We start from the raw sequence: 21,469 nt of genomic DNA, 5'->3' as shown, positions 1-21,469 counted from the left end.
GGGACGCGTCCGGCCCGCCCGGGACGCGTCCGGCCCGTCCGGGTCGCGTCCGGCCCGCCCGGGTCGCGTCCGGCCCGCCCGGGTCGCGTTATCCGGGATGACGTCCCCTTGTTCGGCGGCGAGGGGACGTTATCCCGGATACGGGGATGATCATGGTGGGGATGGGCTGGTGAATATCGCGCCGACGCGGCAGCATGTACGCGTGCCGCAGCCGACCCACCTCCCCGAAGTCTGGGCGCAGGCCCGTGCCCTGCGTGACCGAGGCGACCTCGCCTCGGCCCGGATGCTGCTGGAGGACAGCCTCGACAGCGCGACCTTCCAGTACGGCGAGGACCATCCGGACATTCTGGCTACGGCGCTGCTCCTGGCGACGTTGCATCGGCGGGCCGGCGATCCCGCCACGGCGCGGCGCGTACTGGAGGAGGCGTTGCAGGCCGGTTCGATGCGGCTCGACGAGTCCGAGCCGGTGCTGCTGCGGATCAGCTTCGAACTGGCGAGCGTGGCCGACGCGCTCGGCAACAAACACGAGGCGCGCAAACACTACGGCCGGGTGGCAGCCCACGGCGCGGGCGTCGAAGGACTGCAAGACCAGGTACGCGAGGCGGTCGCCTGGCTCGGCCCGCAGAGTCCCCCGGCTCCCGCGCAGCCCGCGTACGCCCAGCCCGGCATGGGTCAGCCCGTCGTCGGTCCGCCCATGCTCGGTCAGCCCGGAAGTGGGCAGCCCGGGATTGGGCAGCCCGGGATTGAGCAGCCAGTGCCGGGGCAGCCGCACGGCCCGGCGCCCGGTGTGCTGGCCGTGCCGCCACCGGTCCACCCGGGTCAGGTCGGTCAGCCCGTTCCGCCAGGTCAGCCCGCTTACCCAGGCCCGGCCGCGCAGCCCGTTCCGCCAGGTCAGCCCGCTTACCCGGGCCAGGTCGGTCAGCCCGTTCACCCCGGTCAGCCCGTTCACCCGGGTCAGGTCGGTCAGCCCGTTCCGCCAGGTCAGCCCGCTTACCCTGGCCCGGCCGCGCAGCCCGGGCAGCCGGGCCAGCCCGGTCACCCGGCACAGCCCGTCCACCCAGGACAGTCCGTCCACCCTGGACAGCCCGTTCACCCGGGGGAGGCGGGGCAACCCGGTCACTCGGGGCAGGCGGGGTTGCCGCAGCGCGCGCCGCAGGACCGGCCGGTGATGGCCGAGCCGGCGCCCCACGCCGCGTTGCCGGAACGGACCGAGATGCTGCCGGCACCGGTGCAGCACGCTCCCCTGCCGTCCCTGAGCGGCCCCGTACGCTACGCGCAGAAGTCCGCCGACGAGTCGGCCGCGCTGGAACCGATCGCGCCGCCGCCGGTGCCGGTGGTTCAGCCGTCGCAGATCTTCACCGCCACGCCCTCGGTCATCGTGGAGAAGCGCGGCCGTGGCGCGATGGTGGCGGCCGTCGCGGCGGCGCTGGTCGCCGTGGTGGCCGCCGGCGTCGTCGTGGTCCTGATGCTGAACCGGGGCACTGATCCGGCCGGTCCCGGCCCGCAGACCGCCGTGTCCCAGTCGGCGGGCGCCCAGCATGGCCCGGCCACCAACCTGACGATCAGCGATCGCGGCGACTCCATCACGTTGCGCTGGACCGATCCCGCCGGCGGCTCCGCCGGATTCGCCGTGAAGATGGGGGCCAGCCGGGACGCGATGAAGCTCGTGACCGGCAACCTCGGCGCGAAGCCCACCTTCACCATCACCGGGCTCAATGCCAAGTTCTCCTATTGTTTCAGCGTCGTGACGATTTACTCGGGGGCGGAGATCTACGAATCGAGCCCCGTATGCACGACGCGAGGCAGCGCAAAGCCTAGCTGAGCAGTGGTTTTTCACCCTCCTGCAAGGACTCGGTCAGTCCGGGCGACATTGTCCACAGCCGGACAACCGCGCCTTTTCGATGTCGGCTGCGGGACCTATGATGACGTCCGGCTTCAGGGAGAAACGCCATGACGAGCGAGCCGGCCGAGCCGGCTCGCGAATGGGGAGGGCGAACCATGGTGGATCTGTCACCCGGCGCCATCGGACGCCGTGCCCGCACCAAGGGTGGCATCGTCACGATCGCGACGGTGCTGGCTCTGGTCGCGGGGGTGGCGTTGACGTGGTTCGGGCTGGGGGCCAAGGACCACGCGGCGGCGAACTACGACTCGAGCTCGTGGCTGTGGAGTTCGCTCAAGGGTGAGATGGCCCGGGTCAACGGCGTCACCGGACGAGTCGACACCCGGATGGGCGTGCCGAACACCGCCGGGCACACGATGCAGGTCAGCCAGACCGACCGCTTCCTCGTGCTGCGCGACGTCAACACCGGCAAGCTCGACGCCTTCGACCTCGCCACGCTGCAGTCGTCCGGCACGGCCACCAGCACCTCCGGCCTCGGCGTGACGGTCGCGCTCAACGGAGACGCCGCGTTCCTCATCGATCCCGCGCAGGGTGTCGTCCGCCAGATCGACCCGCGGACGCTGGCCGGCATCGGCGAGCCCATCCACTTCCCCCCGGGCATCACCGGCGGGACCTTCGACGGCAAGGGCCGGCTGTGGATCGCCATCCCCGAGGAGGGGACGGTCGCCGCGGTCGAGCCGACCGGACCGGCGCCGTCGGCCGGCGGCATCGGCGGTGCCGCCTCGCCGACGAGGGTGAAGACGGTGACCGTGGCCGACCGCAGCCACGACCTCGTCGTATCCACCCTGGACAGTGGTGTCGCCGTGCTGGACCGCACCAACGGCAAGCTCACCACGGTCATCGACGAGCAGCAGCGCCAGGTCGGCCTCGACCTCCAGGGCACCGGCGCGCTACCCAACCGGACCAACGGCCCCGACGTGCCGGTCACCGTGGTGGACGGCAAGCACGTCTTCGTGGTCGCCGGGGACAAGGTCACCGACTTCACCGTGCCCGGCGCCGGTGCGAAGCTCAAGCCGGCCGTCGCCTGGTCCGGCCGGTTCTACGTCGCCGACGAGACCAACGGCGCGATCTACGTCCTCGACCGGGACGGCAAGCTGCTGGACACCATCGCCTTCAAGGAGGCGAACGGGCCGATCGACCTGGAGGTCCGGGAGAACCGGCTGTTCATCAACGCGCCCAACGCCGCGTCGGCTCGGGTGGTGGACGACAACGGCAACGTGAAGGTCGTCGACAAGTTCGTCAACGACGTCCTCGGTGGCGAGCCGCCGAAACTGCCGCCGCCCCCGCCGCCCACCCCGCCGGTCGGAAAGCCGGGCGCGGTCAAGAACCTCAAGGCCGTCGCGGGCAACACCCAGGCCCGGGTCACCTGGGGCCGGGCGTCGGACAACGGGTCACCCATCCAGAAGTACGTCGTCGAGGGCAACGGGCATACCTTCACCGTCGGCGCCGACCAGCGGTCATTGGTGATCACCGGGCTGGTGAACGGCCAGAAGTACAACTTCACCGTCTGGGCGGTCAACGCCAAGGGCACCGGTCCGAAGCGGACGAGCAATACGGTGACGCCGAGCTTCGAGGTCCCGGATCCGCCGCTCACCGTCAAGGCGGTCGAGAAGCCGGACGGCACGGTGGCCGTCACCTGGGACAAGGCCAACGGGCAGGGCCACAACATCGCCCGCTACGAGGTGACCGCGGTGTCCAACGGCGCCAACGCGCCCATCGGCGCCTCCACCACCAACGCCCTGACCGTCAAGGCGGGTGACCTCGAATACGGCACGCAATACACGTTCAGCGTGATCACGGTGAACGACATCGGCGTCGCGTCCAAGGCATCGGTGGTCAGCAACACCGTCGTCCCGTTCACCAAGCCGGCCGCCGTCAAGGGCCTGTCCGCGACGACGGTGACGAGCGCCAAGGGCACCATCAAGGTGAGCTGGACGCCCGGGTCGGACAACGGCCGTCCCATCAGCGAGTACCAGGTGACCGTCAACGGCGCCACGAAGTCCACGACCGGCCTGAGCCTGACCTGGAACGGGCTCGCCGACGGCGCGACGGTCCAGGTCTCGGTGGTGGCGGTCAACGAGGCCGGGACCGGCCCGGCCGCGAAGACGACGGCCAAGACGCTGGCTGCGCCGGTACGCAGCGCCGAGAACGCCAGCACGACGTACGCCGCGGTGGCGGTCGCCGCCACCTTCACCGGTGACGCCGTCACCTGCAAGCTGACGGTCGCCGGGCAGTCGTCGGTCACCGACACCTCGTGTGCCAACGGCACCAAGCTCAGCGTCGGGGTGAACCGGGCCGACAAGGCGTACTCGTGGACGCTGGTGGTCAGCAACGCGGCCGGCTCCTACACCGCCTCCGGCACCGCCCGGACGGCCAAGCTGTCGGCGACCTCGCAGTGCAACGGCTGTTCCGAGGGCGTCTACGAGTACAAGGACAACGGCGACGGCTACCTGGAGCAGACCAACGGCTGCTGTGCCAACGGCGTCTACCATCGGGACGGTCAGTCGATCAACCCCGTCTGCCGGGGCACGGGCGTGAGCATCTACGCCGCCGGGGAGAACAACAACCGGCGCAGCACCGGCTGGGTGATGGTCAACGACCCGTACTACATCCCGCTGGCGTACACCGACATCTCCGACGGAGAGTTCGGCAACCTACCGGTCTGTTGACGCCGGCCGCCCCGACCCACTACGACACACGAGGGACGACGTGAACCAGCCCCAGCCGCCGCTGACCCCCGCTCAGGTCACCGCCTTCGCCGACCTGTCCGCCCGGCTCACCGGAGCCGTCGGCACGGTCGTCCTCGGCAAGCCCGAAGTGGTGCGGCTGGGGCTGATCTGCCTGTTCGCGCAGGGGCACGTGCTGCTGGAGGACGTCCCCGGCGTGGGCAAGACGACGCTGGCCCGGGCGATGGCCAGCGCGGTGCAGGGGCAGTGGCGGCGCGTGCAGTTCACACCCGACCTGCTGCCCTCCGACGTCACCGGCGTCACGATCTTCAACCAGGCGACGCGGGGGTTCGAGTTCCACCCGGGCCCCATCTTCGCCAACATCGTTATCGCCGACGAGATCAACCGTGCCTCGCCGAAGACGCAGTCGGCGCTGCTGGAGGTCATGGAGGAACGCACGGTCACCGTCGACGGCGTACGCCACTCGGTGCCCCGCCCGTTCCTCGTCGTCGCGACGCAGAACCCGGTCGAGATGGACGGCACCTACCGGCTGCCGGAGGCGCAGCTCGACCGGTTCCTCATGAAGCTGTCCGTCGGTTATCCCAGCGAGCTGGTCGAGATCGAGGTGCTGCGCGGGGCCAACATCCGTTCGCCGGAGGCCATCGAACCGATCTGCACCACCGACACGATCGCCGAGGCGATCCGGCTGGCCCAGCGGGTACACACCGCCGACCCGCTCTATGCGTACGCGGTGCGCCTGGCCGCCGCGACCCGTGACCACAAGCACGTCCGGGTCGGGGTCAGTCCCCGGGGTGTCATCGCGTTGACGCGGGCGGCGGCGGCGTACGCCCTGACCGAGGGCCGTGGCTTCGTCCTGCCCGAGGATTTCAAGGCGTTGGTGGAGCCGGTGTTCGCGCACCGCATCCTGCTCACGCCGGATGCGCAGCTGCGCGGGGTGACCGCCGCCGAGGTTCTGCAGGACGCGATCGAGTCGGTTCCGGTGCCGTTGCCCGGTCAGGCTGACACGCGGTCCCGATGAGGCTCGCGGCCCGCCTGCCGATCACACCGCGTGGCCTGGGCCTGGGCGCCGGCGGAGCACTGCTGGCGCTCGCCGGGATCCGGTTCGGCTATCCCGAACTGGTGGTGGTCGGCGCGACGGCGTTCGTCGCCATCGCCTGTGCGCTCGCGTACGGCGTGTGGCGTCCGCGACTGGAGGTGGCCCGTTCGGTCGACCCTGATCGAGTCGGCCGGGGCGAAGGCAGCCATGTGGTCCTGACGGTCCGCAATTCCAGCCGCCTGCTCGCGGCGAGCCTGGTCGCCGAGGATGCCTGTGGCCGGCTGGGCGGCGACGGGCAGACGGTCCACGACAAGGTCGCGGTCGCCGTGCCGGTCTTGCGGCTGCGCGCCGGAGCCACCATGGACGTCGGCTATCCCGTGCCGACCGGCCGCCGGGGGGTGGTCCAGGTCGGTCCGCTGCGGGTCACCCGGCGCGATCCGCTGGGCCTGCTGTCGCTGGGCCGCGACCACGGCGGGTCCGCTTCGATCTGGGTGCATCCGCGGATCCACCCGATCCAGGCGGTCCCGGCCGGGGTCAGCCGGAGCATGGACGGCCGCATCGACCGGGTCCCGCACGGGAGCATCACCTTCGACGCGCTCCGCGAATACGTCCTGGGCGACGAACTGCGGCATGTCCATTGGCGGACGAGTGCCAAGGTCGGCGAGCTGATGGTCCGCGAGCATCTCGACACCAGCCTGCCGCGGATCGTCGTCCTGCTGGACGACCGCGCCGAGTCCTGGTCCGCCCCCGCCGAGCCCGAGGGCGAGATCGCGGCGTTCGAGGGAGCCTGCGAAGCGGCGGCGTCGGTGATCGCGGCCGCCGTTCGCGAAGACCTGCCGGTCGTCTTGCACACCGTGAGCGGGCGGGCGGTCGCCGGTCATCGAGGCAGCGCCCAGCCGCAGCTCGACGCGCTGGCCGAGGTCACCCCTTCGGTGACGGCCGACAGGCCAGACACTGTGGACAGTCGGCTGACGAACGCCGCCAACCGGCTGCGCCAGCACCGGCCCGGTGACACGCTCGTCTACTTGACCGGCACGGCCGGCGTCGCCGACCTGGGGCTGGTGGGCGCGCTGCGTGGGGCCTTCCCCACCGTGGTCACGGGGATACTGGGCCCTCTCGGCCCGGACGAGCCCCAGCCCGGCGGGGCCGGGATGCTGTTCCTGCGCGCCGAGGACGGCGTCGAGTTCGCCGCCGAGTGGGAGGGGGTCGGCCGATGGTGAGGCTGGTCCGCGCGCTCGGCGTACCGGTGTTGCTGGCCGGGATGATCGTGCTGGCCGGGTGGACGCTCGGCGGCATCTACGACGGGCCGCTGCTGTTCCAGCTCGTCGCCGGGGCCGGGGTGGCCAGCGTGCTGCTCGCCGTGGCGGTGCGACGGCTGCCGTCCTACGCGGACGCTCCGTTGTCGGTGCTCGGGCTGCTGGCGTACCTGGCGTTGGCGGTGTGGCTCTCGGCCCGGCAGGCCGACATCCCCGGCAGCCTGCCCGAGGTCGCCGCCGACGCGGTCGCGAACGGCATCCCCCGGCTGCTGACCGCGCTCGTCCCGGTCGAGCCGCAGCCGGACACCGTCGTCATCCCGGTCATCGCGGCCTGGCTGGCCGGGCTGACCTCCGCCGAACTGGCCGGTCGCGCCCAGCGGACGCTGCTCAGCCTGCTCCCGCCGACGCTGCTCTACGGGGGCGCCCTGTTCCTCGTCGGGCCGCATCGCGGCGGCCTGGGCACCGGCCTGATCTTCGCCGGGTTCGCCATCGCCGCCCTGGCCCTGACCGGCACCAGCGCGGCGCGCGCCGCCGCACCCGATCCGGTGCGGACCGACCGCATCGACGCGGTCACCCGGCGCGCGTTGCAGGTCCGGGCCGCCGTCGCCGCCCTCGCCGGGGTCACCGTCATCGTCGCCGTCGCCGCGCTGCTCGGGCCGGGTCTGGCCGGGGTGGTCGACAAGCCGCCGGTCGACCCGCGGGCGTACGTGACGCCGCCCCAGCTCGACGCGCTCGACCAGAATCCGCTCATCCGGCTCTCCGGCTGGGCGGTCAACCCGACCGAGCACCTGCTCGACACGAACCTCAGCGCGGACAGTGCGATCCGGCTCGCGGTGCTCCCCGACTACGACGGCGTGACCTGGCATGTCTCCGGCGAGTACCGGCCCGCCGCGCGGACGCTGCCGTCGCCGCCGGCGCCACCGGCCGCCGCGCCCGGCGCCGAGCAGGCCGTCGCGAAGGACGCCACGGTCACCCAGGACATCACGGTGGTCGGGCTCGGGGGCAAGCTGCTGCCCGCGGTCGCGAGCGCGCGCCGCGTCGACGGCCTGCGGGTCAGCGTCGACCTCGACAGCGGCACCCTCATGCTGCCCACCGGCCTCACGCCGGGCATGTCGTACGCCGTGACGTCGGTGCAGACGGTGCCGGACGAGAACACGCTGCCCATGGCGGACGTGCCGACCGGTCCGGAGGTCAGCCGATACCTGGCTGTCGGCAGCGGCACGCTTCCGGAGCGGATGCGGCAGCTCGTCGAGCGGCTGGCCGCCGACAACTCCGCCGCGTACGCCCGGGCGTCGGCGATCGAGCAGTTCCTGGCGACCCACTACCGCCTCGACGGCGGGGCGCCGAGCGGGCATGCCCTGCCCAACCTCGACTTCTTCCTGTTCGGCGACAAGACCGGCTACGGCGGCGGGAAGGGAACCGCCGAGCAGTTCGCCGCGGCGTACGCCGTCCTCGCCCGGATGATGGGCCTGCCCGCCCGGGTGGTCGTCGGGTTCCACGCGAAGAAGGGCGCCTCGAAGGTGCTCGCCTCCGACGCGTACGCCTGGCCGGAGGTCCTGTTCGCGGGGGTCGGCTGGGTGGCGTTCGATCCACTGCCCCGCCCGGGTCAGCAGCCTGAACCGCTGGAGGAGCAGTTCAAGCCCAAGCCAGAGCCGTCGACTGAGCCGCCGTCGCAGGAGCCGCTGCCGACCGAGCCGGTCTCGGCCTCGGCCGCCGTTCCGTCGGGTTCGGGCGGCTCCGCCGCCGCGGCCGGGTCGGTGCTGCCGATGGTCGGCGCGGGCGCTGGTGGCCTCTTCGTGCTGGTCCTGGCCGGTCTCCTGGCCGCCTTGCTGATCGCGCGCCGAGGGCTGCGGCGGCGGCGGCTCGACGAGGGAACCCCGGCCGACCGAGTGGCCGGGGCCTGGCTCGAGGTCTCCGACGCGCTGCGCCTGGCCGGGCAGGGCAGTCCGCGGCACCTGACGGCGGCCGAGGTGGCGGCCTTCGCCGGGGAGGCGGCCGCCCCACCGGGGCGGAAACACGTCCGGCTGCCCGCCCCCCGGCTCGACGACCTCGCCTGGCTGGTCAACGCGGCTGAGTTCAGCGCCGGCCGGCTGGCCGAGGACGACGCGCACCGGGCTCGGGCGAGCGCCACGGCGTACGTCGGGGAGCTTCGCGCCCGCCGTTCGTGGTGGCGGCGACTCATCTGGTCCATTCATCCGGGGCCACTGCGGTGGCATCGGCGAGGATAAGGCAGACTCCCCTCATGCTCGGGTTCGCCGCGGGTACCCCAGTAGCAGGCCGTTACCTCCTCGTGGAGCGTCTAGCGGCGTCGCCTGGTGCGCAGATCTGGTCGGCCTTCGATGACGTGCTGGGCCGCCCCGTCGCGGTCAAGTTCTTCCCGGCCGCCGCCGGTGACGAACACAGCCTGATGGCCCTGCGCGCGCGGGCGCGCGCGGCGGCCCGTGTCAGCCATCCGCATCTGGTCGGCGTCCTCGACGTCGGCGAGGCGTTCACCGTGGACGGTGCGCCCACCCCGTTCGTCGTGCTGAGCCTGGTCGAAGGCGAGCTGCTCGGCGACCGGCTGACCGGCGAGTCCCTGTCGGCGACGGAGGCGGCGCAGGTCGGCGCCCAGGTCGGCCAGGCGCTCGCCGCACTGCACCGGCGGGGGCTGACGCACGGCGAGGTCGACGCGGGCAACGTCGTGCTGACCGCCACCGGAGCCGTCCTCCTGGGCGTCGTCGGCTCCGCGCAACTGGGCTGGGACACCGACGCGGCCACCGAATACGACGACGTCCGGGCGCTCGGGCTGCTCGTGGAGTCGAGCGTGCGGGAGGTGCCGCCCTCGCTGGCCGCCCTCGGCGTACGCGCGACCCGGGTCGGCCAGACCGCGGCGGACCTTGCGACGGCGTACGCCGCCCTGACAGCGTCCTCGCCTGTTCCGGGGGCCATTCGCCCCCGGTACGCCGCCAACCGCCGCCGCGTCGGGCTGGCCGCCGTCGGGCTCGCCGGCGCAGTCGTCGCGGCCGGAGTCGGCGGCGTGACCGCCGGGGCGCTGCCGTCGCTGCTGCCCGCCGGGAACGAGCCGAGTGGGTCGGCCAACGCGATGCCCGAGTCGACGCCGCGCAGCAGCGCTCACACGGTCGCCGAGGGCAACGAGTCCCCGCGTCCGACCGGTTCGACGTCGCCGACGACGCCCGGCAGTACCGCTCCCGGGCAGAGCACTTCGCCGAGCGCGAGCCCGAGCGGCTCACCGTCGGCCGATCCCGCCGTGATCAAGACGGCCCTGGGCGCGCTGCGGGACAGCGTCACGGCCGGCCGTTCGCTCGGCGAGATCACCGCGGATCTCGCACAGAAGCTGGACGCCCAGGTCGGCGACCTGATGATCGACGCGCAGCTCGGCCGGCCGATCAAGGGCAAGCTGCAGTCTTTCCGCAACCGGGTGACCCTCGGGGAGAAGACCGGCGAGATCACCCCGGCTCGGGCGACCGCGTTGCGGGCGGCCGTCGACGACGTCGACAAGGTCACCCCGTTCCGAGCCGGCTGACCCGGCTCACCAGGTGGCGCCCAGCTCCTCCCGCAACTGCGGGGTGAGCATGTCGCCGGCCGCCTTGACCAGCCGGACCATCTCGAAGCCGATGACCCCGAGGTCGGCGGCTCGCACGGCGAGCACCACCAGGACGGCCGATTCGCTGACGGACATGATGAGCAGGTAGCCCCGGTCCATCTCCACGACCGTCTGGGACACCGCGCACGAGAGGGTGAGCTCTGCCGCCCCCCGCGCGATGCTGTGCAGCCCTGCCGTGATCGCGGCCAGTTCCAGGGCGCGATCGTGGGCCAGCGACTGCGCGGCGACCAGCGGAAGCCCGTCGGCCGAGACCACGGCGGCGTGGGCCACACCGGCGGTGCGGTCCACGAATCCGCTGATGAGCCAATGCAGCCGCTGGGCCGACGGGCTCAACGTGTCGACCACCATGAAGTGCTCCGATCGATCAGTCGGTGTCGCGCAAGCCGTCGTAGAGCCGGGTGAGCACCCGTTCGGTCGCGGGGTCGGCCGCCACCGGCTGCGTCATGGGCTCCGGCCCGGTCGACGGCGGCAGGCTCGCCATCGGCACCCGGGACGGCAGCAGGATGGTGTGTTCCTCGACCGGCTCCGCGGGCAGGCGCATGGTCGATTCGGCGTCGAACGGCTCGCCCGGGGTGAGCCGGACGGCGGCCGTCACATCGCGTTTGCGGGGTTCCAGGACAGCCTCCGGCAGCTCGACGGTGGCCCGGACGCCCCCGGCCGCCTCCGCGAGGGTCACTCGCAGATCGTGCCGTGCGGCGAGGTGGCCGACGACGACCAGCCCCATGCGTTCGGTGACCGAGGCGTCGACCTCGGGCGGATCGGCGAGCAACGCGTTCAGCTCGCGCTGGACCTCACTACGCATGCCGATTCCCTGATCGGTGACGGTCACGCGAGCCCCCCGCGCGACCCGCTCCCCCGTCACGCGCACGACGCTGCTCGGCGGCGAGTAGCCGACCGCGTTCTCCAGCAGCTCCGCGAGCAGGTGGACCAGATCGGCGGCCACCACGCCCGACACCTGTACGCCGTCCTCGACCTCAGCCCGCACGCGCTGGTATTGCTCGTTCTCCGAGACCGCGGCGAGCACCAGCGCCGCCAACGGCACCGGTTCCCGGCCGCGCCGCCGGGCCGAGCCGCCCGCGAGGACGAGCAGGTTCTCGTTCGTCCGCCGCATCCGGGCGGTCAGCCGTTCCAGCCGGAACAGCGCCGCCAGGCGCTCGGGGTCGCGTTCGTCGCGTTCGAGTTCCTCGACCACCTTGAGCTGTCGTTCCACCAGCGATTGACTGCGCCGCGCGAGGTTGACGACGATGTCGTTCACGTGCCCCCGGCTGACCGCGCCGCTGCTGTCCTCATCGGACGCGGGCGCGTCGAATCGCCTGCTGCGCAACCTCCCCAACATGACCGCCGCCCCTCCGGTTGTCGTGTCTGCGCATGGGCGCCCTCCGGCCGGCCGGCGCCCTCCCCGCGAGAGCCGCCCCCGGGCCGCAGGATGCCGGTATGGTAACCCTGCTCGGCCGAAAAGCCGACGCTCAGCCAACCATCTGACATAAACCGTCAGAAGATGTCGCGGTCTCGATCATCTTTCTGCTAGCTTTTCCGTATGTTCGCGCGACAGAGCTGGTGGCCCGCCAATCCGGCGGCCTGAAGCTCGCGCATCCACGATGCGGCCGCCTCGGTGAGGCGGCCGTCGGTGTTTCCGGGGGGCGGACGCCGGACCGGGCGGCCCTGAAAGCCTGGGAGAACCGCCATGACCCACCTGCCCGACCTGGCCGACGTGCTCCACGGCACCCGTCCATACGCCCTGCTTCGCCGCGAAGGCGCCGACCACGTCGAAGTCCTCATCGGACGGATACAGACCACGCCGTCCACCGGTCTGATCCCGCTCGACCCCGGTACGCCCACCCTCGCCCTCCTCCCCCATCGGCAGATCGCCGAACGAGGCTTCGCCGCCCTGGACGACGGCGAACCGCTGCTGTGCCTCGTCGCCGCCGAACGCCGCCGCGCCGAGCTGCCCGACGTGCTCGCGGCCCTCCCTGACGACCTCGGAATCGTCGACGACCTCGGGTTCGACATCGCCGACGACGAGTACGCCCAGATCGTCGGCCGCGTACTCGCCGAGGAGATCGGCCGGGGCGAGGGGTCCAACTTCGTCATCCACCGCACGCGGCTCGCGAAGGTCGCCGACGACCGGCGTACGGCGTTGGCCTGCCTGCGGCGGCTGCTGCGCCGGGAGACCGGGGCGTACTGGACGTTCCTAGTGTTCACCGGCACCGAGTTCTTCGTCGGAGCCAGCCCCGAACGGCACGTCTCCAGCGAAGCCGGTCTGGTCATGATGAATCCCATCTCCGGGACCTATCGTCATCCGGCGAGCGGCCCCGACCGCGCCGGTCTGCTCCGCTTCCTCGCCGACCGCAAGGAGGTCAACGAGCTGGCGATGGTGCTCGACGAGGAACTCAAGATGATGGCGGTCGTCGCGGACGGCGGCGGGCAGGTCGTCGGCCCGTACCTCAAGGAGATGGCGCACCTGGCCCACACGGAGTACCTGCTCGCCGGGCGGGGCTCCCTCGACGTCCGGGACGTCCTGCGCGAGACCATGTTCGCGCCCACCGTCACCGGCAGCCCCATCGAGAACGCCTGCCGCGTCATCGCCCGCCACGAGCAGCGCGGCCGCGGCTACTACGGCGGCGTGGTCGCTTTGCTCGACCACGACGACACCGGCGCACCACGGCTCGACTCCACGATCCTCATCCGGACCGCGCGGATCGGCGGCGGGCTCGTCCGGGTTCCGGTGGGCGCCACGCTGGTACGCGATTCCACGCCGGACGGCGAGGTGGCCGAGACGCACGCCAAGGCGGCCGGCGTACTGGCGGCGCTGGGGCTCGTGCCCGCGCCGGCGGCTCCAGCCGGTGCCCCGGCCCGCTTCGCCGACGATCCCGAGGTGATCCGTACGCTGGCCGCCCGCAACGACCGGCTCTCGCCGTTCTGGCTGGCCGACCGGACCCAGGTGACGTTCGCGCGCCCGTTCGAGGGGCGTACCTGCGTCATCGTGGACGCCGAGGACACCTTCACCGGGATGCTCGCCCACATGCTCCGCTCGCTGGGGATGACGGTCTCGCTTCAGGCGTACAAGTCGGTGCTGGAGAGTGTCGACGCGGACCTGGTGGTGGCCGGTCCGGGACCGGGCGATCCCAGGGACCCGGCGCTGGCCAACGCGGCCGCGCTGCGCCGGGTGATCCGGCGGCGGCTCGCGGACCGCAAGCCGCTGCTCGCCGTGTGCCTCGGGCACCAGGTGCTGGCCCAGGAGCTGGGGTTGACCCTGCATCGGCGCGAGGTGCCGGCGCAGGGCCTGCCGGTCGACGCCGACCTGTTCGGCACGGTACGCCGAGTCGGCTACTACTCGACGTTCACCGCGATTGCCTCCGATGTGGACGGAGTCGAGCTGGCCGCCGGGCCGGACGGATTCGTCCACGCCCTCCGCGCCCCCCGGTACGCCGGAGTGCAGTTCCACCCCGAATCGGTGCTGACCGAGGACGGGCCGGGCATTCTCACCTCACTGATCGCCGATCTGCTGGCCGTCGAGCCCGTGCACTAGAAATCAATTGTCATCAGCCGGACCTCCAAGGTGGAGGTCCGGCTGATTGCGTTGGGACAGGTGTTCTGGCAAAGTGTGCGCGACCCGTGATCGCGGGGTCATCCAATGGGGAGGAATCAGCCACCATGATGGGGCGTTCGCACGCGCTTTCCGGCGCCGCCACCTGGCTCGCCGGATCCGTGGTGATGGAGCAGGTCTTCGACTATCCACACCAGTCGCCGCTCTATCTGGCCCTCGGCACCGCGATGTGCGCCGGTGGCGCGCTCCTGCCCGACCTCGACCTCTCCGGCAAGGTGACGACCAACCAAGGCGGTGCGACGGTGGCGCACACGTTCGGCCCGGTCTCGATGTTCATCTCCGAGGTCATCGAGAAGCTCTCCCTCGGCATCTACACCGCGACCCGGCTGAGCCACGACCCGAAGCGCGACTACGGTCACCGCACGTTCACCCACACTCTGCCGTTCGTCGTGCTGATGGGCTGGGGCGCGAGCTTCCTGTGCCAGCGCTTCGGCAAGTGGGCGGTGCTGCCGATCCTGTTCTTCATGATCGGGCTGGCGCTGCGCGGCGTCTTCGAGCACTGGGCGAAGCGGGCCGGCTGGGTCATCACCACCGCTGTTGCCGCGGCCGCCTCCTGGTACACCTTCGAGAACCTCGACTCGGGCCGAGGCTATCCGCTCATCGGGTTCGCCGTCGGCGTCGGCTGTTTCGTGCACCTCATGGGCGACATCGTCACCAGCGCCGGAGTGCCCATCCTGTGGCCCATCCCGACCGGCTTCAAGAAGATCCGGCTCTGGCGCATGATCGGCGTGCCGAACTCCATCTCCGTCGAGGTCGGCGGCAAGGTCGAGACGCTGGTGCTCTCCACGCTCTTCATCATCATCTCGTTCGGCGCCGGAGCGTGGCTCGCCGGTGGCGCCATCTTGCGAAGGTTCGGCGTCGACATCTGACGCCTTCCCCGACACCCGATGCCCGCCGCGTTCGCGGCGGGCATCGCCATGCGCGGGTCTCGTCGTGCGCGGGTCTCGTCGTGCGCGCCGCCCGCGGCGTCGAGGTGATCTGGGCGAGAAAGGGTCGCCATAGCCGCCGTTCTTCGCCTAGATCGACAAGCACAGCGTGATCGTGAACAGAAAACGTCGCCATAGCAGCAGTTTCCGTTCAAGATCGCCAAGAGCCGGCGAGGATCAGGAAGGCTTGGCGTCCGAGTAGGCCCCGACCACCTTGGCGTCCATGACGAAGTGGACGCCGGTGGACCCGAACATCAATCGCCCGGCCTCGTCGGCGCACTCTTGCAGCACTACGGCGACGTCGCCGGCGCATGAGTCGGCGCAGTCCAGGATCACCTCGTCGTGCTGGAAGAAGACGAGTTCGGCGTCGACCTCCCACAGCCGGGAGCGCACCAGCGCCAACAGGGTGGCCGCCCATTCGGCGGCGGTCGCCTGGATCACGAAGTTCCGCGTGAACCGGCCCCGCGCCCGTTGACCGGCCGACGTACGCAGGTCGCCGTCGCGGCTGTTGAACCACTCGCCGTCGGCCAGATCGCCCGCGGTCGGGCCGCCGCCGGGCCGGGGGCAGGTCCGGCCGAGCCAGGATCGCACCAGGCCACCGCTCTCCCCCGTACGCGCGGCTTCCTCCACGACCGCCCAGGCGCGGGGATACCGTCCTTTGAGGACGGCCAACGCGGGCGCGGCCTGGCCGCCGGTCTGCCCGTACATCGCGCCCAGGAGGGCGACCTTCGCGGTGGCGCGGTCGGCGAACCCCTCCAGCCCGGTGTAGATGTCGCCCGGCCCGGCGGCCTTGCACAGCCCCGGATCGCGGGAGACCGCCGCGAGGATGCGTGGTTCGAGCTGCCCGGCGTCGGCGACCACCAGCCGACGGCCCCGGTCGGCCCGCACCGCCGCCCGTAACACCGCCGGGATCTGCAGCGCACCGCCGCCCCGTGTCGCCCAGCGACCGCTCACCACCCCGCCCGGCACATAAGCCGGATGGAACCGGCCGTCGCGTACCCACTGCTGCCGCCATGACCAGCCGTGCGCGGTCCAGATCCGGTAAAGCTCCTTGTAATGCAGGATCGGCTCGATCGCCGGATGCTCCACCTGTTTGAGCACCCAGGCCCGGGTGTTCGGCACGTCGATGCCCGCCTTGCGCAGCGCGCGCCGCAGCTCGGCCGGCGAATCGGGATGCAGCCCCGGGCTCGCCAGCAGGTGGCAGATCTGCTCGGTCAGCTCCACCAGCTTCTGCGGCGGCCCACCCGCCGGTCGGCGCGCGCCGAGCAGATCGGTGAGCAGCTCGTCGTGCGTCGGCGCGTGCCACGGCAGCCCGGCCCGGCCCATCTCGACGGCGATCAGAGCACTGGCGGACTCGGCGGCCACCAACATCCGGAACCTCGCCGGGTCCGCCGTCGCCGCGATCCGTTTCAGCTGGTCTGCGTACACCGCGGCGACCTGCTCGATGGTCGCCTCGGCGACGCCGCTGGGCTCGCCGAACAAGGCCTCCTGGGCTTCGCCGGGCGGTGCGGCTTGGCGTACCGGAGGGTCGGGGGGCACCGGCCCACCGGTCAGTCGCGCCCACGCGGCCGCCACCGACCGCGGCGCACCCCACTCCCCCTCCGCGCCGACGAGCAGGGCCTCGGTCATCTCCAGGTCATGACACCGTGGTACGCGCACCGCAGCGTCCAGGATCGCCGGGTAGGCCGACTCCGTGCTCGGCCACACCCAGCGCGCCTCGGGCCGGGCGCGAAGCTCGGCGGCCAGATCGGCGACGCGACGCGGCTCCGCTGTCGGGGCGCCGTCCGGCCCGAGCGGCTGGACGACGGCACCTCCCGAGCGGTCAGGTGCGACGGCGACGATCACGCTGCTCATTCTGCGTCCCCCGTACGACAAACGAGCCGACCTCCCAGCTGGAGATCGGCTCGTTCGGTGGGGATGGGTTACGTGCGGAGGGTTACTTGACCGCGCCGGCGGTCAGACCCGCCTGGATCTGCCGCTGCATCACGGCGTAGATGATGATCATCGGGAGGATCGCGATGGTGATCGCCGCGAACAGCGCGCCCCAGTCGGACTTGAAGCCGGCCGCGACGGAGATCGAGGCGATGCCCTGGGTGAGGACCCAGTTGCCCTGATACTCCTCACCGCCCGGGATCAGGTAGAGCGGCAGGAGGTACTGCGCCCACTGCCCGATGATGTTGAAGATGCCGACGCTGATCAGACCGGACTTGGCCATCGGCAGCATGACGCGGAAGAACAGCTTCATGTGCCCGGCGCCGTCGATCATCGCCGCTTCGGCCACCGACGTCGGCAGCGTCTTGAAGAAGGCGCTGAGGAAGAAGACGGTGAAGGGCAGCGAGTAGGAGATGTAGACGAGGATCAGGCCGGTCTTGGTGCCGAGCAGGCCCAGGTCGCGTACCACGAAGAAGAGCGGCACCAGCGCGAGGAAGACCGGGAAGGCCAGGCCCGAGACGAACAGGTAGTAGATGAAGCGGTTGCCGAAGAACTTGTACCGCGCGAGCACGTACGCGGCCATCGAGCCGAGCAGCATCGTGCCGAAGGTGCTGATGGCCACCACGATCACGCTGTTGAGCATGTAGGTGCCGATGTGCGCGGTGTTCCAGGCGCGCTCCCAGTTGTCCCACCGCAGCTTCGACGGGAGGGTCCAGGGGCTGCTGAAGATCTCCTCCGGCGACTTGAAGGAGGAGAGGAAGACCCAGAGGAGCGGACCCAGGATGATGACCGACCAGATCATCAGCGAAAGGCTGCTGAGCCGGGAGAAGAAACGGATCTCCCGCTTCTGACGGCCGGCCGTCGTCAGCGCGGCCGGGCTCGCGGAGGCCGGCCTGCGGTCCTGTGCGGGGGTGGTGTTCGTCGTCATCGCGGTTCCCACTCAGTACTCGATGGTTTCGCGCTTGGTGACACGCAGTGTCAGCGCGGCGAAGGTCAGCGTCAAGAAGAAGAGGACGACACCGATCGCCGACGCGTAGCCGAGCTTGCTCTTGGACGCCGCGTAGTACAGCTCGGTCGCCAGTGTCGTGGTCGCTCCGTCCGGACCGCCGTAACCGCCGTCCTGCGCCAGCACGTTGACCAGCGCGAAGAAGTCGAACGCGGCGATGCCGAGGTAGACCCAGGCGACCTGGATCGTGTCCCACAGCAGCGGCAGCGTGACCCGGAAGAACAGCGAGAAGCGGGAGGCGCCGTCGAGCTCGGCGGCCTCGTAGATCTCGGCGGGGATGCTGGACATCCCCGCCGAGAAGAGCACGACGTAGAAGCCGACCGCCTGCCAGATGGCGACGAACATGATCGACCACAACGCGGTGTTCTTGTTGACCAGCAGGGCGATCGGGTCCAGCCCGATCTTGGTGAGCACCCCGTTGACCAGGCCGGTGTTGTCCGGACGGTAGACCGTCTGGAACATCACGCCGACGATGGCGACGGCCAGGACCTGGGGGAGGAAGAACACCACCCGGTAGAACTTCGACCCCCAGACCCCGGTCCGCACGCCACCCTTGGAGCCACCGCCCACGTTCAACAGGAACGCGAAGAACAGGGCGATCGCGATGGTGATCAGTGGCAGCGCGACAAGCAACTCGAGGTGATGCGTGATGGCCTGCCAGAAGCGGTCGTCGTCGAACAACTGCTTGTAGTTGTCGAAGCCGATCCACCTCGGCGGAACCGCAAAGCCTCGCCACGCGGTCATCGAGATGTAGAACGTTCGCAACGTTGGATAGATGACGAACGTTACATACAGGAGGACCGGCAGGAAGAGAAAGCCCGCCACGAACGGGTACTTGCCGTGCCGCATGACCCCAACGCTCCTAAATCAGCGCTTGAACTTGGTGATGGACGCGTCCTTCTTGATGGCGTCCGCCTTCTTCTGGATCCGCTCGCCCCACGCCTTGCCGTCGATGCGGCCGAACATGAGCTCGTTGGTGGCGGCCCGGGCCTCCTTGTCGAGGTCCTGGTACCAACCGTCGAAGAAGAGGGTAACGACATCCTTGCCCGCCGCGGCGAGAGCCGCCTGCGAGCTCTTGACGCCCGCCGGGAAGGCGAAGCCGTCCGACGCGCCCGCGACCACGGTCGGCGCGTGCGCCTCGGTGATCTCGGTGAACGCGCGAGCGCTCTTCTTGGAGAGCATCTGGCGCATGAACTCCAGACCGGCCGCCTTGTTGGCCGACGACTTCGAGACGAAGTAGCCCTCACCGGCCGCCGAGCGGACCGCCGCCGGCGACAGCTTGTCGGAGCCGTCGTACGCCGGGACCGGCGTCAGCTGGTACTCGAAGTCCTTCGGCGTGGTGGCGGCCTGCTCGCCCTCCAGCCAGTCGCCCGACGGGTACATCGCCAGCTTGTACTGGTTCTGCTGGAGCTGCACCTCGGTGTGCTTGAGGCCCTCGAACGCCGGGTTGATGTAACCCTTCGACGCCAGGGTGCCCCACGCGGAGGCGGCCTTGACGACGGCGTCGTTGGTCCAGGCGCCGTCCTCGAGGTTGTCGATGTTCTTGAGGATGTCGGCGCCGCCGATCTTCGCGGCCTGCGTCAGGATGACGTTCCACTGGTAGTACGCCGCGTTGGCGCCGGCGTAGCCGTAGGGCGTGATGCCCTTGGCCTTGATCTTCTCGCACAGCGCGAGGAAGCCGGCCCAGTCCTTCGGGGCCTCCCAGCCGTTGTCCTTGAAGAGCTTGCCGGAGTACCAGATGCCGAACACGGTCGACACGTAGTACAGCACGAACGGCTTGCCGTTGAAGGAACCCGCCTCGACGGTGCCGGAGAAGACGGTGTCACGCACCTTCTTGGCCTGGTCGTCGACGGACGGGGCGTCCCACAGCTCGGTCAGGTCGGCCAGCTGCTCGTCGGCCACCAGGGCGCCGAAGTCCATCGACTTCGTGCCGGAGTTGTTCACGAACTCCGGCGGGTTGCCGCCCTGGAACCGCGGCTGCAGCAGCGCCGTGATGTCCTGAGTGGCGGTGTGCTTGACGGTCGCCTTCGGCCAGGCCGCCTTGAAGTTCGGCTCCAGGCCGTCGGTCGCGTACTTCTGACCGTAGCCGCCGTCGAAGATGACGACCTCGACGGTCGCGTCTTCCTTCATGCCGAACGGGTTGGTCGGGGACTTGGCCGCGCCGCCGGTGTCGCCGCCCTTGTCGTCGTCGGTGCATGCGGCCAGGAAGCTGACGGCGGGCACGGCGAGCGCGCCGGCCACCGCGGCACGGCGCAGAACCGTGCGGCGGTTCAGCTCAGAGGGGGAGTTGGACATCTTTGTCTCCTCGGTACGGGTCAGGCGATGGGCCGGAGACGTCCGGTCCACCGGGACTCGAGGTAAGGGTTGGCGTTCGTCCCCGAGAGGACGGTCATGAAACACATCCCCGAAGGGACCTCGACGCGGTGCGGCGTCAGCGCCGCGTCGAAGACTGTCTGGAGGTTCCTCATTCGGCGACCTCCTTGATCCGATGGGCCTCCACCGCACGCGCCGTACGCTGAAAGGCCGCGTGCGAGCGCTCATGCGTGCGCTGCGCCACCGCGATGTACAACAGGTCCAGCACCACCAGCTGCGGATGCCGCGCCGACAACGCGTCCGGGCGGAACGTCGTCGCTTGGGTCGCCGTCAACAGCACGAAGTCGGCGACGTCGGCCAGGGGTGAACGCGGGAAGCTGGTCAACGCGATCGTCGTCGCACCATGGCTGCCCGCCTCGGCGATCATCTCGATCGTCTCCCGGGTCTGCCCCGAATGCGAGATCCCCAACGCCACATCACCCGGACCCAACAGCGCCGCACTGGCCAACCCGTTGTGAATGTCGGTCCACGCCCACGCCGCGATCCCGATCCGATGCAACGAGAACTGCAGCTCCTCACCCACCAGGGCACTACCCGACGCCCCGTAGATGTCCACCCGCGACGCCGCCGCGATCGCGTCCGCCGCCCGCTCCACCGCACCCAGATCGATCCGCGCCGCCGTATCCCGCATCGCGAGGGTGTCCGCCGCCATCAACTGCGACAACACCCGCTCCAACGGATCCGTCGGCTGAATCTCCCGCCCGATGTCGACCTGCCACCCGGCCGACCGAGCCAACCGCCCGGTCTCCCCCGCGATCCCCAACCGCAGATCCGCGTACCCGTCGAAACCCAACGCCCGGCAGAACCGGGTCACCGTCGCCGGCGACGTCCCACTACGCTCCGCCAACTCCACGATCGTCGCCCGCGCCGCCGCCGCCGGATCCGCCAAAACATGATCGGCCACCCGCCGCAACGCCCCCGTGAACTCCGGAAGCTGCGAGCGGATGCGCGTGAGCAGGCTCTCGGCTTCGCCGTCGGCGCTCCGGGCCGCGGGTACGACGGTGGCCGACACGGGCTGTCCCGTGCTGACCGTCACCTCGCCATCCATGAGCGGCATTCCCCTTCGGCTCGAAGCCCAACTAATACGCAGGAGTGTTTACTGTTGTTGGTAAAAGTTCTTACTACAACCGCTACCTTGTCAA

Annotated in this window: 16 protein-coding genes and 1 pseudogene; 9 read left to right on the top strand and 8 right to left on the bottom strand. The window is 70.7% G+C overall.

Annotated elements, in window-relative coordinates; all coding sequences use genetic code 11:
• Positions 1 to 97: 97 nt before the first annotated feature.
• The 7 genes and pseudogenes from AB0H43_RS19870 to AB0H43_RS19840 form a co-directional block, all read left to right on the top strand.
• Positions 98 to 373 (top strand): annotated as a pseudogene (locus AB0H43_RS19870) (tetratricopeptide repeat protein); the annotation flags it as partial.
• 762 nt (positions 374 to 1,135) lie between these two features.
• Positions 1,136 to 1,822 carry a fibronectin type III domain-containing protein gene (locus tag AB0H43_RS19865; protein WP_360001713.1) on the top strand — a complete coding sequence of 229 codons (687 nt, stop codon included), beginning with the start codon at positions 1,136 to 1,138 and terminating at the stop codon, positions 1,820 to 1,822.
• Between the two features lie 128 nt (positions 1,823 to 1,950).
• Complete coding sequence (locus AB0H43_RS19860; RefSeq protein ID WP_360000983.1) at positions 1,951 to 4,569, top strand: fibronectin type III domain-containing protein; 2,619 nt, start codon at positions 1,951 to 1,953, stop codon at positions 4,567 to 4,569.
• A gap of 40 nt (positions 4,570 to 4,609) precedes the next feature.
• Positions 4,610 to 5,605, top strand: coding sequence for a MoxR family ATPase (locus tag AB0H43_RS19855; protein ID WP_360000981.1), 996 nt, complete (start codon positions 4,610 to 4,612; stop codon positions 5,603 to 5,605).
• Positions 5,606 to 5,619: 14 nt separating this feature from the next.
• Entirely contained in the window at positions 5,620 to 6,843 is a 1,224-nt protein-coding gene (locus AB0H43_RS19850) for a DUF58 domain-containing protein (protein WP_360001672.1), read from the top strand.
• Positions 6,837 to 9,107: a transglutaminase domain-containing protein gene (locus AB0H43_RS19845; protein ID WP_360000979.1), complete on the top strand. Its 2,271-nt coding sequence runs from the start codon at positions 6,837 to 6,839 to the stop codon at positions 9,105 to 9,107. Before AB0H43_RS19850 ends, AB0H43_RS19845 begins: the two co-directional genes overlap by 7 nt.
• A 14-nt stretch (positions 9,108 to 9,121) precedes the next feature.
• Positions 9,122 to 10,402: a protein kinase gene (locus AB0H43_RS19840; RefSeq protein WP_360000977.1), complete on the top strand. Its 1,281-nt coding sequence runs from the start codon at positions 9,122 to 9,124 to the stop codon at positions 10,400 to 10,402.
• A 6-nt stretch (positions 10,403 to 10,408) separates the two neighbouring features.
• On the opposite strand, the gene AB0H43_RS19835 is transcribed toward AB0H43_RS19840, so the two are convergent.
• Together AB0H43_RS19835 and AB0H43_RS19830 are read right to left on the bottom strand one after the other, a co-directional pair.
• A complete protein-coding gene (locus AB0H43_RS19835; RefSeq protein ID WP_360001670.1) occupies positions 10,409 to 10,816 on the bottom strand; it encodes a roadblock/LC7 domain-containing protein in 408 nt (135 codons plus the stop codon).
• 31 nt (positions 10,817 to 10,847) lie between these two features.
• Positions 10,848 to 11,807 carry an ATP-binding protein gene (locus tag AB0H43_RS19830; RefSeq protein ID WP_360000975.1) on the bottom strand — a complete coding sequence of 320 codons (960 nt, stop codon included), beginning with the start codon at positions 11,805 to 11,807 and terminating at the stop codon, positions 10,848 to 10,850.
• Between the two features lie 360 nt (positions 11,808 to 12,167).
• On the opposite strand from AB0H43_RS19830, the gene AB0H43_RS19825 reads away from it, so the two are divergent.
• Positions 12,168 to 14,012: a chorismate-binding protein gene (locus AB0H43_RS19825; protein WP_360000973.1), complete on the top strand. Its 1,845-nt coding sequence runs from the start codon at positions 12,168 to 12,170 to the stop codon at positions 14,010 to 14,012.
• Between the two features lie 125 nt (positions 14,013 to 14,137).
• The gene (locus AB0H43_RS19820) at positions 14,138 to 14,959 is read left to right on the top strand and encodes a metal-dependent hydrolase (RefSeq protein ID WP_360000971.1); all 822 of its coding nucleotides are present in this window, start codon (positions 14,138 to 14,140) and stop codon (positions 14,957 to 14,959) included.
• Between the two features lie 234 nt (positions 14,960 to 15,193).
• Here AB0H43_RS19820 and AB0H43_RS19815 read toward each other — a convergent pair whose 3' ends face one another.
• From AB0H43_RS19815 to AB0H43_RS19790, 6 genes are all read right to left on the bottom strand, one after another.
• Entirely contained in the window at positions 15,194 to 16,870 is a 1,677-nt protein-coding gene (locus AB0H43_RS19815; protein WP_360000970.1) for a bifunctional 3'-5' exonuclease/DNA polymerase, read from the bottom strand.
• Positions 16,871 to 16,952: 82 nt separating this feature from the next.
• A complete protein-coding gene (locus tag AB0H43_RS19810) occupies positions 16,953 to 17,750 on the bottom strand; it encodes a carbohydrate ABC transporter permease (protein ID WP_360001668.1) in 798 nt (265 codons plus the stop codon).
• 138 nt (positions 17,751 to 17,888) lie between these two features.
• Entirely contained in the window at positions 17,889 to 18,803 is a 915-nt protein-coding gene (locus tag AB0H43_RS19805; RefSeq protein WP_360000969.1) for a sugar ABC transporter permease, read from the bottom strand.
• A gap of 18 nt (positions 18,804 to 18,821) precedes the next feature.
• On the bottom strand, positions 18,822 to 20,249 hold the full coding sequence (gene ngcE / locus AB0H43_RS19800; RefSeq protein ID WP_360000967.1) for an N-acetylglucosamine/diacetylchitobiose ABC transporter substrate-binding protein: 1,428 nt from the start codon (positions 20,247 to 20,249) through the stop codon (positions 18,822 to 18,824).
• 20 nt (positions 20,250 to 20,269) lie between these two features.
• Positions 20,270 to 20,422 carry a hypothetical protein gene (locus tag AB0H43_RS19795; protein WP_360000965.1) on the bottom strand — a complete coding sequence of 51 codons (153 nt, stop codon included), beginning with the start codon at positions 20,420 to 20,422 and terminating at the stop codon, positions 20,270 to 20,272.
• Positions 20,419 to 21,363 (bottom strand): MurR/RpiR family transcriptional regulator, encoded by a 945-nt coding sequence (locus AB0H43_RS19790; RefSeq protein ID WP_360000963.1) that lies wholly within the window; start codon positions 21,361 to 21,363, stop codon positions 20,419 to 20,421. Before AB0H43_RS19790 ends, AB0H43_RS19795 begins: the two co-directional genes overlap by 4 nt.
• Positions 21,364 to 21,469 lie beyond the last annotated feature (106 nt).

It is taken from the genome of Hamadaea sp. NPDC050747 (genome assembly GCF_040654195.1).
In the GTDB taxonomy this organism is placed as follows: Bacteria; Actinomycetota; Actinomycetes; order Mycobacteriales; family Micromonosporaceae; genus Hamadaea.
Note: the sequence above shows the minus strand (reverse complement) of the source record. Positions and strands in the feature narration are given on the sequence as shown.

Bases quoted from the DNA above. Each gene is read 5' to 3' on its own strand.
- AB0H43_RS19860 (WP_360000983.1), top strand. From the start codon at position 1,951: ATGACGAGCGAGCCGGCCGAGCCGGCTCGCGAATGGGGAGGGCGAACC.
- AB0H43_RS19845 (WP_360000979.1), top strand. From the start codon at position 6,837: ATGGTGAGGCTGGTCCGCGCGCTCGGCGTACCGGTGTTGCTGGCCGGG.
- AB0H43_RS19840 (WP_360000977.1), top strand. From the start codon at position 9,122: ATGCTCGGGTTCGCCGCGGGTACCCCAGTAGCAGGCCGTTACCTCCTC.
- AB0H43_RS19825 (WP_360000973.1), top strand. From the start codon at position 12,168: ATGACCCACCTGCCCGACCTGGCCGACGTGCTCCACGGCACCCGTCCA.
- AB0H43_RS19820 (WP_360000971.1), top strand. From the start codon at position 14,138: ATGATGGGGCGTTCGCACGCGCTTTCCGGCGCCGCCACCTGGCTCGCC.
- AB0H43_RS19815 (WP_360000970.1), bottom strand. From the start codon at position 16,870: ATGAGCAGCGTGATCGTCGCCGTCGCACCTGACCGCTCGGGAGGTGCC.
- AB0H43_RS19810 (WP_360001668.1), bottom strand. From the start codon at position 17,750: ATGATCTGGTCGGTCATCATCCTGGGTCCGCTCCTCTGGGTCTTCCTC.
- AB0H43_RS19805 (WP_360000969.1), bottom strand. From the start codon at position 18,803: ATGCGGCACGGCAAGTACCCGTTCGTGGCGGGCTTTCTCTTCCTGCCG.
- ngcE (WP_360000967.1), bottom strand. From the start codon at position 20,249: ATGTCCAACTCCCCCTCTGAGCTGAACCGCCGCACGGTTCTGCGCCGT.
- AB0H43_RS19795 (WP_360000965.1), bottom strand. From the start codon at position 20,422: ATGAGGAACCTCCAGACAGTCTTCGACGCGGCGCTGACGCCGCACCGC.